The 13,221-nt window shown below is 49.0% G+C and carries 14 protein-coding genes; 9 read left to right on the top strand and 5 right to left on the bottom strand.

Annotation, left to right across the window (positions count from 1 at the left end):
• Positions 1 to 48: 48 nt before the first annotated feature.
• From MJ595_RS16950 to MJ595_RS16920, 7 genes are all read left to right on the top strand, one after another.
• Positions 49 to 207, top strand: a complete 159-nt coding sequence (locus MJ595_RS16950; RefSeq protein ID WP_263079185.1) for a hypothetical protein — start codon at positions 49 to 51, stop codon at positions 205 to 207.
• A 93-nt stretch (positions 208 to 300) separates the two neighbouring features.
• On the top strand, positions 301 to 666 hold the full coding sequence (locus MJ595_RS16945; RefSeq protein WP_263079183.1) for a hypothetical protein: 366 nt from the start codon (positions 301 to 303) through the stop codon (positions 664 to 666).
• A gap of 271 nt (positions 667 to 937) precedes the next feature.
• Positions 938 to 1,729 (top strand): IS30 family transposase, encoded by a 792-nt coding sequence (locus MJ595_RS16940; protein ID WP_263079181.1) that lies wholly within the window; start codon positions 938 to 940, stop codon positions 1,727 to 1,729.
• Between the two features lie 49 nt (positions 1,730 to 1,778).
• Positions 1,779 to 2,084, top strand: a complete 306-nt coding sequence (locus MJ595_RS16935; RefSeq protein ID WP_263079171.1) for a hypothetical protein — start codon at positions 1,779 to 1,781, stop codon at positions 2,082 to 2,084.
• The gene (tnpB, locus tag MJ595_RS16930) at positions 2,081 to 2,431 is read left to right on the top strand and encodes an IS66 family insertion sequence element accessory protein TnpB (protein ID WP_263079172.1); all 351 of its coding nucleotides are present in this window, start codon (positions 2,081 to 2,083) and stop codon (positions 2,429 to 2,431) included. Before MJ595_RS16935 ends, tnpB (MJ595_RS16930) begins: the two co-directional genes overlap by 4 nt.
• Before the next feature lie 40 nt (positions 2,432 to 2,471).
• Positions 2,472 to 3,995: an IS66 family transposase gene (locus MJ595_RS16925; protein WP_263079174.1), complete on the top strand. Its 1,524-nt coding sequence runs from the start codon at positions 2,472 to 2,474 to the stop codon at positions 3,993 to 3,995.
• Between the two features lie 6 nt (positions 3,996 to 4,001).
• On the top strand, positions 4,002 to 4,241 hold the full coding sequence (locus tag MJ595_RS16920) for a hypothetical protein (protein ID WP_263079178.1): 240 nt from the start codon (positions 4,002 to 4,004) through the stop codon (positions 4,239 to 4,241).
• 209 nt (positions 4,242 to 4,450) lie between these two features.
• Here the strand turns inward: MJ595_RS16920 and ltrA are convergent, their stop codons facing one another.
• From ltrA to MJ595_RS16895, 5 genes are all read right to left on the bottom strand, one after another.
• Positions 4,451 to 6,151 carry a group II intron reverse transcriptase/maturase gene (gene ltrA / locus MJ595_RS16915; RefSeq protein ID WP_263079175.1) on the bottom strand — a complete coding sequence of 567 codons (1,701 nt, stop codon included), beginning with the start codon at positions 6,149 to 6,151 and terminating at the stop codon, positions 4,451 to 4,453.
• 861 nt (positions 6,152 to 7,012) lie between these two features.
• Complete coding sequence (locus tag MJ595_RS16910) at positions 7,013 to 8,536, bottom strand: IS66 family transposase (protein WP_263079174.1); 1,524 nt, start codon at positions 8,534 to 8,536, stop codon at positions 7,013 to 7,015.
• A 40-nt stretch (positions 8,537 to 8,576) separates the two neighbouring features.
• Entirely contained in the window at positions 8,577 to 8,927 is a 351-nt protein-coding gene (gene tnpB, locus MJ595_RS16905) for an IS66 family insertion sequence element accessory protein TnpB (protein ID WP_263079172.1), read from the bottom strand.
• Positions 8,924 to 9,229 (bottom strand): hypothetical protein, encoded by a 306-nt coding sequence (locus tag MJ595_RS16900; protein ID WP_263079171.1) that lies wholly within the window; start codon positions 9,227 to 9,229, stop codon positions 8,924 to 8,926. Before MJ595_RS16900 ends, tnpB (MJ595_RS16905) begins: the two co-directional genes overlap by 4 nt.
• A 384-nt stretch (positions 9,230 to 9,613) precedes the next feature.
• Positions 9,614 to 11,281 (bottom strand): electron transfer flavoprotein-ubiquinone oxidoreductase, encoded by a 1,668-nt coding sequence (locus tag MJ595_RS16895; protein ID WP_263079170.1) that lies wholly within the window; start codon positions 11,279 to 11,281, stop codon positions 9,614 to 9,616.
• A gap of 260 nt (positions 11,282 to 11,541) precedes the next feature.
• On the opposite strand from MJ595_RS16895, the gene MJ595_RS16890 reads away from it, so the two are divergent.
• Positions 11,542 to 12,291, top strand: a complete 750-nt coding sequence (locus MJ595_RS16890) for an electron transfer flavoprotein subunit beta/FixA family protein (protein ID WP_263079169.1) — start codon at positions 11,542 to 11,544, stop codon at positions 12,289 to 12,291.
• Complete coding sequence (locus MJ595_RS16885; protein WP_263079167.1) at positions 12,291 to 13,220, top strand: FAD-binding protein; 930 nt, start codon at positions 12,291 to 12,293, stop codon at positions 13,218 to 13,220. The genes MJ595_RS16890 and MJ595_RS16885 overlap by 1 nt, the downstream gene beginning before the upstream one ends.
• The last annotated feature ends 1 nt before the right edge of the window (position 13,221 follow it).

The raw sequence follows: 13,221 nt of genomic DNA, 5'->3' as shown, positions 1-13,221 counted from the left end.
CTATCCTTTTTTTATTATCTGAATAATCTAACTTATCGGAGATACTGAATGGCTGACAAGTTTTCTCTACTCACCCACCGTCAGCCAGTTAATCAGGATGATTTCATTGGCAGGATTTATCTGCCGCATCGAGATGGCCGGGGTAGAACTATTCTGTACCCTCCTGGGCGGGTCGATAATGCCGGGCTGTTTATCCAGCATAGTTGATTTTCTGGTTTATAATTGACGAATAACCGGTTGATTAATCGTTATAAATTCAATCAGCCGTACCAATAAGCAATAACAGAGATGTACTATCCCATGTCACTTGAGAACCGGGTCGAAAAACTGGAAGCTGACGTTATCAATCTGCATCACCTGATCCTTAAGAAAGAAGAAGTCAAGCATCAGGTGTGGAACGATATGCAAGAGGAGGTTCACCGCCTTTGCAAGGAGACTGCCCAGCGTGTTGAGCGGCTGGAGCAAGGACAGCTGGCTCTCGAAAAGAACCAGCAAGACTTGAAAACCGAATTCAACGACTTCAGGCAAGCTATTACTGGTGAGCTTGGCTCCTTGAAATCAGAAGTAGGTACCCTGAAATCAGAAGTAGGTACCCTGAGATCAGAAGTAGGTACCCTGAAATCCATGCTGTCCGAGGTGCTTCAATATGTTAAGCCGGTTTGCTGAAACGGCTGGTACGCTTCATCCGCCTGATGGTATGGGTGCCTTCCTCTTCCATAAACAAGCTGGAGATAAGTTCTGTCTCGCAGATTGACTGCCGTAGTAAAACATGACTATCAGTGGATAGCTGTTGTTGATGATGTCGGGGCGTGAAATGCCTTTAACCGACGGTAGTTGATGCTGGATTAATACAATAAGTGCAATCGACTGATATTTCATATGTGAGCCAGCTGCTGGTACATTCTGTAGCTCTCACACTAAGAAATGGATGTCAGGAATGAGTACACAAACCAGACGATACAAGCAGCTGACCCAAGGGCAACGATACCAGATTGAGGCGCTCCTTGAAAAAGGTCATTTTCAGAATGAGATCGCAGAGGTTGCAGGTATCAGTGAGAGCGCCTTATCCCGTGAGTTGAAACGCAATACTGGCGATAATGGGTATTGTGCTGAATCGGCTCATAACTTGGCTATGCAGCGTAGGAAATCTGCCAAAAAGCACAGCAAAACAGATGAACGACAAATGCCGATCATAGAGAAGGGGCTACTCCTTGGCTGGTCTCCTGAAAACATCAGTTGCAGGATGAAAATTGAGGTGCCTGAGATCGCTCTGAGTCATACCTCTGTATACAGCCGAATTGCTGATAACAAAGCTCAGGGAGGTTCCTTGTATAAAAAGCTGCCCCGCTTTGGGAAACGCCGATGCAAAGGAGGTAAACGCAAGGCAGGCCGTTCTCTTATACCTAATCGGGTCGATATTACCGAACGTCCTGAAGTGGTAGAGCTTCGGTCTCGCTTGGGAGATTGGGAAGGTGATACTGTGTATGGGCAAGACGCTCACTTGGTCACGCTGGTCGACCGAAAGAGCCGCTTTACACTCATTGGCAAAGTGGATACCAAACAGTCTGAAACAGTAGCGGATACAATGATCAGCCTACTGAAACGAGTTTCAACAGTTCACACCATCACCCTGGATAATGGAGGCGAGTTTGCAGCCCATGAAAAGGTATCAGAAGCAGTGAATGCTGACGTATTTTTCGCTGTAAGCGCCAATTTAAACCCACCTTAAAACTCCAAATCAAAAAAGTTAGGTTTTCTATTTTTTAGGAAACCCTACTATGAAAACAGATGAAGCCGCCAAACTCAGACAGCTTTGGCAGCAGCACCTTAAGGACTGGCAACAATCTGGCATAAGGCAAACTCCCTGGTGTCGCCAGAGGGGACTGTCTCCCCATCAGTTCAGTTATTGGAAGAAAAAGTTGATGACCAGGCCTGCACAGCCAAAACTGATTCCTGTTGCTGGGATGTCAAAGCCTGACCTTGTTTCTCAGTCTCCGGTTGTCATGCACCTGCCCTCTGGTATCAAGCTGGAGGTATCCGTCGAGCAAGTGCCTGGGCTGGTTCAGGCGTTGCAGTGCCTATGATTCGTCCAGCGGCTGATACTGACGTATTCCTTTATAGTGAGCCCGTGGATATGCGTAAGTCTATCAATGGCCTGGCCACTCTGGTGGAACAGGAGATGGCTCTGTCCCCCTTTGACCGCAAGCTGTTTGTGTTTTGCAACCGGGGAAGAGACAAGGTGAAGCTGCTTTACTGGGAGCGCAATGGCTTTGTCCTCTGGTATAAGCGACTGGAGAAATTCCGGTTCCAATGGCACTGGGATAGCATGCCCTCCCATATTGATGGTGATCTTCTCAACCGACTGCTGGATGGCTATGACATTCGTCCTCCTCAACCTCATCCTGCGCTGACCTACACGTCAATGATCTGATGCAGGGAATTGTCTTCCTGCCTTAGGGTATCCTTCAGGGATGAACGACACCCTTGCACATCTTCCTGATGACCCCACTATCCTCAAAGCCTACATTGCCCAGCTGCAAGGCAGGCTTTCCACTCTTGAGGAACATATCCGGCAACTGATCCGGCAGCGCTTTGGCGCGTCTAGCGAAAAAGCACCAGCCAATCAGTTCGGCCTGTTCAATGAGGCCGAGCAGGACCAGCCTGACAATCCTGATGCAGTGGCAAAAGCAGAGGCAGAAATCACAGTCCCTGCCCATCAGCGCAAGAAGCCGGGGCGCAAGCCATTACCTGAAGCCCTGCCCAGGGTTCGTCGGGAACATGACCTCCCTGAACAGGAAAAGGTCTGCTCCTGTTGCGGTAGCCATGACCTGCACAGGATCGGCGAGGAAGTCAGCGAGCAACTGGATATCATTCCCGCCAAGGTTCAGGTTATTCAGAACGTGCGCCCAAAGTATGCCTGTCGCCATTGTGAAGGCTCCATCCAGACCGCACCCATGCCTCCCCAGCCCATACCGGGTAGTATCGCTACACCGGGCTTGCTGGCCTACATTGCCACCGGAAAATATGTGGACGGCTTGCCCCTGTACCGCCAAGAACAGTTTGTGCTGAACCGGCTCGGGGTTGAAGTGGCCAGGGCAACCACAGCCCAGTGGATGGTGCGTTGCGGTGAACTGGTACAGCCCCTGGTCAACCTGATGCGAGATCATTTACTTGAATCTCCGCTGATCCATTGTGACGAAACCCATGTCAAGGTGCTGAGGGAGTCAGGGAAGAAAGCACAGAGCCTGTCGTACATGTGGGTACAGGTGGCAGAGCCTGTTCCAGATCACAGAGTCATTCTATTTGATTATGATCCCAGTCGGAGTGGGTCCGTTCCTGTCAGGTTGCTGGAAGGCTTTAAGGGGTATCTGCAAACGGATGGCTATGAGGGCTATGCTGCCATAGGCCGACAGGAAGGCATTATCAGCCAGGGCTGCTGGGCCCATGCCCGGAGAAAATTCAATGAAGCGGTAAAAGGCCTGAAAAAAGGGGTAAAAACTGGAAAGGCTTATATGGGAATGGCCTATATCCAGAAGCTTTACCGTATTGAACGGGAAATAAAAGACTGTTCCTGTGAAGAAAAGAAAATGATCCGGCAACAGAAAAGCCGGGACATTCTCAGTCAGCTACGACAATGGTTAGATAAATCGCTACCACAAACGCCCCCTAAAACACTGTTGGGTAAGGCGCTTAATTACCTCAATAACCAGTGGGATAAACTGATTCGCTACTGCGATGAGGGTTATCTACGCATGGACAATAATCTGGCAGAAAACGCCATTCGCCCCTTTGTCATCGGGCGTAAAGCATGGCTGTTTAGCACCAGTCAGGCAGGCGCTAATGCCAGCGCTAATCTGTACAGTCTGGTAGAGACAGCGAAAGCCTGTGGCTTGGAGTCATATGCCTATTTAAAGGAGGTGTTTACCCAGCTACCCGCAGCAAAAACACTGGCGGATATTGAGCAACTGCTGCCATGGAATCAAAACTCTTCTTAAATCAAGGTGGGGTTAATTAATCGCTTACTTTTCGCTAAGCCTTATGCCAGCTACCAACGGGGTACCAACGAAAATACCAATGGCATTATCCGTCGAACCTGGCCTAAAAAAATGGCTCTTGGGGATCTGACAAAAGAAGAGGTTTGGGAAACTGAACTCTTGATTAATACCATGCCAAGAAAAGTTTTAGGGGGGCGAACCCCGCTCGAAGTCTATACTGGGAAGTCGATTGCACTTATTGCTTGAATCCAGCATAGTGTACGGACTTTCACCGCACGAACCCACTAAAAGTCATCTGACTTCTTCTTAGTGAGCGCATAAGCGCTTTAAAATCAAACGCTTACGCTATACAAGGACGACTCTCGTCGCACGTCGGGTAGCCACGGTACATTACTGTACCGCAGCCCCCTAAGAACCGTACGTGCGAGTTTCCCCGCATACGGCTCAAGCCTCCACTAAACCCCCGAAGGAACCGGCTTTGAGACTGATGTATGCAGACTGTGAATCTGCATGTGGCAATTAGGATGTAGCAACATCAGGTTGTCCAGATTGTCACTGCCGCCGTCCACCTGCCTAACTACATGGTGAACATGCCATCCTGTTTCATGGTTTATCGGTTGCCTGCAAAGTGTACAGACTCCTTTTTGCCTCGCATGAAGTTTACTAATGCGTTTCCTGTACTGAATAGAATCCAGCATTCGTTTACGCTTCAGCTCTTCAAAATAAAGCTCCCATGCAGGGTCAAATAGATTTGCATCTGCTTTGACTTTGGTATGCCTTTTGATTTTGGTGTCACTGGCATAAACCAGTTTAGCACCGCCACCGCCAGACTCCCTTGCCACTGTTTCAGCAAAAGTCCACTGCCGATTGTCAATGTGATGCCAATACCGCTTGGCTACCCATTGTCTTCCTTTCTTGCAGTGTCTCCGCCTTGCCCAGCGCCATAGTGCTTTCCATAGCATGGCATCCACTCGTGCGAATGCGTCACTTGCCACCTGATGTTTATGATAATTAGCCCAACCACGAATGATCGGGTTTAACTGCCAAATCAGGTGCTTTTGCTTGGCGCTGCCATTGGCCTTGATAACCTTTCGGCATTTATCAAGAAATGCCTTGGTATTTTCCTTGGATGGTTTAATTAACAGCTTGCTACTGTACTTTCGTACATTCCATCCCAGAAAATCAAAGCCTCGGTTGATATGGGTTACACGTGTCTTTTCCGCTGAAAGCCTCAGCCCGCGACGGGACAAAAACTCAACAACCAACGGTTTGACTTCATCCTCCAGCACCTCTTTCGATATACCAGTAATAATGAAGTCATCTGCGTAACGCACCAGACCCACTTTGTACCTGCGTAACTTCTTGCTGCCCTTTGCACCGAAGTGTTTAGCCAGCAAAGACTCCAGACCATCAAGGGCAATATTGGCAAGGGTAGGGGAGATAACGCCACCTTGCGGTGTACCTTCCTCTGTCCGCCACCGCTTACCCATATCCACAACACCGGTCTTGAGCCACTTTTGCAGGATCTGTTTATCCATGTGTACATTATCAACCAGCCATTGGTGATCAATATGATCAAAACATCCTTCAATGTCTGCTTCCAGCACCCATTCCGCACAGCCTTTTTTACGCAACAGCATATAACACTGCATAATGGCATCTGCGGTTGAACGCTCTGGCCTGAACCCATACGAACTCTGGTCAGCCATACTTTCAGACACCGGCAACAAAGCAAGAAGGTGCAGCGCCTGCATGGCTCTGTCCTTCATGGTCGGAATACCTAATAGGCGTTTCTTCCCATTTGCCTTGGGGATTCGCACTCGCCGCAATGGCATCGCACGGTATCCTCGCCGTTTCAGTTGACCTATTGCCTTCCACTTAGCTTCGGGCGTTGACCAGATTGCACCATCCACACCTGGTGTTTTCCGGCCTTTATTTTCAGTCACCCGCCTTACAGCCAATGCCCGGCCACAAAACGAGCGGGTCAGAAACCGTTGCAAAGTTTTCACCCTACGCCAGTTCTTTTCCCTCGCTGCCTTGGCGATCCGAACCTGCATGCCCCGAACAGTCCTGTGTACATGATGCCAATCAATTTGATGCCATCCTTCAGGTCTGCCAGAGAGCGCAGATTTCTCCAATAGGGAAACGCTTGTCATGCTACTCTCCTGTTTGATTTCCTATTGGAAGAGCAGCACAACCCTGACGGGAGTGAGTCTCCCGTTAGGAATATTCATAATAAGCCTTGCCAGCCGAAGCCTTCAGACTTTCTTTAGGGTTAAACAAGCCTCTCGCCATGAGAGACCAGATGGAAGTGGGCACAGCTTTCGCCGCCGGTTATGTTTCACCCCGGTATCTGCCTCATTACAAGGCAGCATTCGCTTTTTCCATCCTCCTCTACCCGCAACCTCAACAGATCACCTTGCGGATCACCTGCCCAAAGGGCGAAGTTGCGGGCTTACCGAGTTTACCTTGAACAACATGAACAACGTAGATGCCGTCTGTTCGCCGCTGGTCTAATGGCAACGTCTGGTGAATGTAAAACACCAGAGCCGACCAGATACCTTTTGGTTAAAGCCTGTCAGTGACTTTGGCTTCGTCCCTATAACGACGTTTATCAACGATTCACTTGCGTTCATCTTATTGCTCAGCCTAGCCCCTCAACCGCCTTGTCACTGGCAGTATCTAGCAGCGCCTCGCGGCTAACTGTCACCTCCGAAGAGGGGGTACATTGTCAGGGTGCTTCACACAAAACCGTTGCCAGTTATGCGCTACCCCTAGGCTACCGCTGGTTGCACAGCGAGTCTCCTACCGGTCAGACGGTGAGACAATTGTTCAAGGCACTTAGCCCTTTAATCAGCTACCTGCTTGCTACCCTCCCTGTAGCACCTTCATCAACAGTTTCACTAATTCCTACAATGCAAAAGCACTGTCTACCAGCAAGCTGGAAGGTTCAACATGAGCATACTATCAACCTATTAGATTGCGTAGAGTAAGCGATTAATTAACCCCACCTTGATTTAAGAAGAGTTTTGATTCCATGGCAGCAGTTGCTCAATATCCGCCAGTGTTTTTGCTGCGGGTAGCTGGGTAAACACCTCCTTTAAATAGGCATATGACTCCAAGCCACAGGCTTTCGCTGTCTCTACCAGACTGTACAGATTAGCGCTGGCATTAGCGCCTGCCTGACTGGTGCTAAACAGCCATGCTTTACGCCCGATGACAAAGGGGCGAATGGCGTTTTCTGCCAGATTATTGTCCATGCGTAGATAACCCTCATCGCAGTAGCGAATCAGTTTATCCCACTGGTTATTGAGGTAATTAAGCGCCTTACCCAACAGTGTTTTAGGGGGCGTTTGTGGTAGCGATTTATCTAACCATTGTCGTAGCTGACTGAGAATGTCCCGGCTTTTCTGTTGCCGGATCATTTTCTTTTCTTCACAGGAACAGTCTTTTATTTCCCGTTCAATACGGTAAAGCTTCTGGATATAGGCCATTCCCATATAAGCCTTTCCAGTTTTTACCCCTTTTTTCAGGCCTTTTACCGCTTCATTGAATTTTCTCCGGGCATGGGCCCAGCAGCCCTGGCTGATAATGCCTTCCTGTCGGCCTATGGCAGCATAGCCCTCATAGCCATCCGTTTGCAGATACCCCTTAAAGCCTTCCAGCAACCTGACAGGAACGGACCCACTCCGACTGGGATCATAATCAAATAGAATGACTCTGTGATCTGGAACAGGCTCTGCCACCTGTACCCACATGTACGACAGGCTCTGTGCTTTCTTCCCTGACTCCCTCAGCACCTTGACATGGGTTTCGTCACAATGGATCAGCGGAGATTCAAGTAAATGATCTCGCATCAGGTTGACCAGGGGCTGTACCAGTTCACCGCAACGCACCATCCACTGGGCTGTGGTTGCCCTGGCCACTTCAACCCCGAGCCGGTTCAGCACAAACTGTTCTTGGCGGTACAGGGGCAAGCCGTCCACATATTTTCCGGTGGCAATGTAGGCCAGCAAGCCCGGTGTAGCGATACTACCCGGTATGGGCTGGGGAGGCATGGGTGCGGTCTGGATGGAGCCTTCACAATGGCGACAGGCATACTTTGGGCGCACGTTCTGAATAACCTGAACCTTGGCGGGAATGATATCCAGTTGCTCGCTGACTTCCTCGCCGATCCTGTGCAGGTCATGGCTACCGCAACAGGAGCAGACCTTTTCCTGTTCAGGGAGGTCATGTTCCCGACGAACCCTGGGCAGGGCTTCAGGTAATGGCTTGCGCCCCGGCTTCTTGCGCTGATGGGCAGGGACTGTGATTTCTGCCTCTGCTTTTGCCACTGCATCAGGATTGTCAGGCTGGTCCTGCTCGGCCTCATTGAACAGGCCGAACTGATTGGCTGGTGCTTTTTCGCTAGACGCGCCAAAGCGCTGCCGGATCAGTTGCCGGATATGTTCCTCAAGAGTGGAAAGCCTGCCTTGCAGCTGGGCAATGTAGGCTTTGAGGATAGTGGGGTCATCAGGAAGATGTGCAAGGGTGTCGTTCATCCCTGAAGGATACCCTAAGGCAGGAAGACAATTCCCTGCATCAGATCATTGACGTGTAGGTCAGCGCAGGATGAGGTTGAGGAGGACGAATGTCATAGCCATCCAGCAGTCGGTTGAGAAGATCACCATCAATATGGGAGGGCATGCTATCCCAGTGCCATTGGAACCGGAATTTCTCCAGTCGCTTATACCAGAGGACAAAGCCATTGCGCTCCCAGTAAAGCAGCTTCACCTTGTCTCTTCCCCGGTTGCAAAACACAAACAGCTTGCGGTCAAAGGGGGACAGAGCCATCTCCTGTTCCACCAGAGTGGCCAGGCCATTGATAGACTTACGCATATCCACGGGCTCACTATAAAGGAATACGTCAGTATCAGCCGCTGGACGAATCATAGGCACTGCAACGCCTGAACCAGCCCAGGCACTTGCTCGACGGATACCTCCAGCTTGATACCAGAGGGCAGGTGCATGACAACCGGAGACTGAGAAACAAGGTCAGGCTTTGACATCCCAGCAACAGGAATCAGTTTTGGCTGTGCAGGCCTGGTCATCAACTTTTTCTTCCAATAACTGAACTGATGGGGAGACAGTCCCCTCTGGCGACACCAGGGAGTTTGCCTTATGCCAGATTGTTGCCAGTCCTTAAGGTGCTGCTGCCAAAGCTGTCTGAGTTTGGCGGCTTCATCTGTTTTCATAGTAGGGTTTCCTAAAAAATAGAAAACCTAACTTTTTTGATTTGGAGTTTTAAGGTGGGTTTAAATTGGCGCTTACTGCGTAGATTTACAGTCGTAGTGGAACAGAGCCACCTAATGGTAGCTCTGGAATCAGAGGATCTATTATGAACATACTGGAAACGGGGCATCCGTCCCGCAGATTTACAGCCGTAGTAGAACATGACTATCAGTGGATAGCCGTTGTTGATGATGTCGGGGCGTGGAATGCCTTTAACCGACGGTAGTTGATAGTGTACGGACTTTCACCGCACGAACCCACTAAAAGTCATCTGACTTCTTCTTAGTGAGCGCATAAGCGCTTTAAAATCAAACGCTTACGCTATACAAGGACGACTCTCGTCGCACCTACATGTTTGGGTAATTTGGTCCGCCAGCTCCTTCTGGAGCAACCCAGGTTATATTTTGGTAGGGGTCTTTTATGTCACAGGTTTTACAGTGTACGCAGTTTTGGCTGTTAATCTGAAAGTGACTGTTGCCATCTTCTCCTTCCACAATTTCATAAACGCCAGCGGGACAGTAGCGCTGGGCTGGTTCAGCATATAAGGGCAGGCTCTGTTCAACGGGAATAGAAGGATCATTTAATTTTAAATGGCAAGGCTGATCTTCTTCGTGATTGGTGTTGGATAGAAATACGGAGCTGAGGCGGTCAAAAGTAATTTTACCGTCAGGCTTTGGATATTGGATCACCTTGCAACTGCTTGCAGCCTGGAGCTGGGTATAATCTGGCTTGCTATCATGAAGGGTAAAGGGCAGCTTACCGTTAAAAATGTTTAAATCAGCGAAGGCAAATGCAGCTCCCATAATATTACCGAACTTATGCATGGCCGGACCAAAATTCCTTTGCTGATAAAGCTCTTTATAAAGCCAGGAGTTCTTGAGAGCCACTGAGAAGCTTGTGAGTTCTTCGGTTCCTGCTGAGCCACTGCTAATGGCTTCAAAAATTGTTTCAGCAGCCAATAACCCTGATTTCATGGCGGTATGGGAGCCTTTTATTTTGGCACCGTTCATAGTGCCGGCATCACAGCCAATTAATAAACCTCCGGGGAATGTCATTTTGGGTAATGACTGGGGGCCTCCTTTGGCCAAAGCTCTGGCTCCATAAGAGACGCGCTTGCCATTTTCAAGGTATTGTTTGATTACGGGGTTCAGCTTAAAACGTTGGAATTCCTCAAATGGGCTGAGATTGGGATTACTATAACTAAGATCGGTGATCAGACCCAACACCACTTGGTTGTTTTCCAGGTGGTAGAGAAAACCTCCACCGGTACTGCCTTTTTCAGCCATAGGCCAACTAAGCGGCCAACCGGCCGTATGTACCACTAACCCCGGCTTATGCTTTTCAGGATCTATATCCCAGAGCTCTTTTATGCCAATTCCGTAATGTTGGGGATCTTTACCTTCATCCAGCCTGAAGTGACTGATTAATTGTTTTCCCAAATGCCCCCGGCAGCCTTCAGCAAAAACCGTGTATTTTCCCCGCAATTCCATTCCAGGCATATAGCTGTCTTTTTGGTCACCGGATGCGGAAATTCCCATATCACCCGTAATAATTCCTTTTACACTACCACTGTCATCAAAGAGAATTTCCTGTGCAGCAAAGCCGGGAAAGATTTCTGCGCCCAGGGATTCTGCCTGTTCACCCAGCCAGCGACAAAGGTTACCCAGGCTAATGATATAATTCCCCTCATTGTGCAGAGTTTTAGGAACGAGAAAGTCGGGCACCCTGGTAGCCTTTTCCTGAGATCTCAAAACATAGATATCATCCTGTTTCACTGCCGTATTAAGCGGTGCACCTAATTCGCGCCAGTCTGGAAACAGCTCATTAAGGGCGGATGGTTCGAATACGGCTCCTGATAAAATATGGGCGCCAACCTCTGAACCTTTTTCAACCACACAGACGCTGAGTTCATGTCCATGTTCCCGGGAAAGTTGCATTAAGCGGCAAGCTGCTGATAGGCCTGCAGGACCTGCACCGACAACGACTACATCAAAAGTCATGGATTCGCGTTCCATGATCAGCCTCCTCCCTGCCGGGTATCAATATAATTATACTTATTATTAAACGCTTGTTTTAATTTTCTTTGCATTATACCCGTACATCGGCAAATAACCAGCGCCGAGATGATAATCACCCTTAGAATGGCGCATAAAATATCCGTTTGAACCCTTATTGACAGGCTGGTAGACTGCGCTTGCGCAGGCTGTTTTAGTCATAGCTACAGTTTGTATAACGTAAAACTATTCAAATTCTAATAAAGGAAGGCTGCGAACCCATGAAAATCCTAGTAGCCATCAAACGGGTCATTGATTACAACGTTAAGGTGCGAGTGAAGCAGGATAACTCTGATGTGGACTTAACCAATGTTAAGATGGCCATCAACCCATTCTGTGAAATCGCCGTAGAAGAAGCGGTTCGACTTAAAGAAAAAGGGGTAGGCACAGATATTATTGCAGTCTCTATCGGACCAAAAGCCTGTCAGGAGCAAATCAGGACAGCGCTTGCCCTGGGGGCTGACAGGGGTGTCCATATAGAAACCAGTGACATGCCTGGTTCATTATCCGTTGCAAAACTATTGAAGGCAGTGGTTGATGAGGAGAAACCGGATCTGGTTATTTTAGGCAAGCAGGCTATTGATTCAGATAATAATCAAACAGGGCAAATGCTGGCAGCACTGTCTGGATTACCTCAGGGAACCTTTGCCTCCGAACTGGTGGTTGAAGGAGAATCTATCAAAGTGACACGGGAGGTTGATGGCGGCTTGCAAACACTGGCCTTAAAATTACCTGCTATTGTTACAACAGACCTCCGTCTTAATGAGCCTCGCTATGCCGCTTTACCTAATATCATGAAGGCAAAGCGCAAGCCTTTGGAAGTAAAAACGCCTGAAGCTTTGGGTGTGGACGTTAAAACGACGGTGGAAACAGTCAGGGTTGATCCTCCAGAACAGCGTCAGGCAGGTATTAAGGTAGGGAGTGTTGATGAGCTGATTGAGAAATTGAAGAATGAGGCAAAGGTGATCTAATGGCTATTCTTGTTGTTGCTGACCATGATAATAAAACCTTAAACAGTGCCACTCTGAGTACTGTTTCAGCGGCAAAGACTATTGGCGGGGAGGTTCATCTATTAGTTGCCGGTGTCAATTGCAGTGCCTTGGCGGAAGCTGCGGCAGAGGTTGATCATATCAGCAAGGTACTGGTGGCAGATAATATGACTTATGGTAATCAACTGGCTGAAAATACCAGCCTGCTGATAGCTGAACTTGGCAAGAACTATAGCCATATTCTGACGTCAGCCACCACTACAGGTAAAAACTTTATGCCCCGGGTGGCTGCACTCCTGGACGTGGATCAGATTTCCGATATTATCCGGGTTGAAGGGCCGGAGACCTTTGCCCGTCCCATCTATGCCGGTAATGCTATTGCTACAGTCATCAGTAGTGCTGCGATAAAAGTGATTACAGTTCGGTCAACGGCTTTTGAACCTGTGGCTGCAACCGGAGGATCAGCGGCAGTGGAGCAACTGGATTCGGGGCATAACCCTGGGCTTTCCAGTTTTGTGGGTGAAGAGCTTGCCCAGTCAGATCGCCCTGAACTGACAGAAGCCAGTGTCATTGTATCTGGTGGACGTGGTATGGGTAATGGTGAGAACTTTGAGCTACTGTATAAGCTTGCTGATAAGCTCGGTGCTGCTGTGGGTGCCTCCAGGGCAGCCGTTGATGCAGGTTTTGTCCCCAATGATATGCAAGTGGGGCAGACAGGCAAGATTGTGGCACCCAACCTGTATGTTGCAGTGGGGATTTCCGGTGCGATTCAGCATCTGGCAGGGATGAAAGACAGTAAGGTTATTGTCGCCATTAATAAGGATGAAGACGCTCCTATTTTTCAGGTGGCTGATTATGGGTTGGTGGCAGACCTGTTTGAAGTGTTACCGGAGTTAGAGAACAAAGTTTAGG

The sequence above is a fragment of the Endozoicomonas sp. Mp262 genome (assembly GCF_025643335.1).
GTDB lineage: Bacteria > Pseudomonadota > Gammaproteobacteria > Pseudomonadales > Endozoicomonadaceae > Endonucleibacter.
Note: the sequence above shows the minus strand (reverse complement) of the source record. Positions and strands in the feature narration are given on the sequence as shown.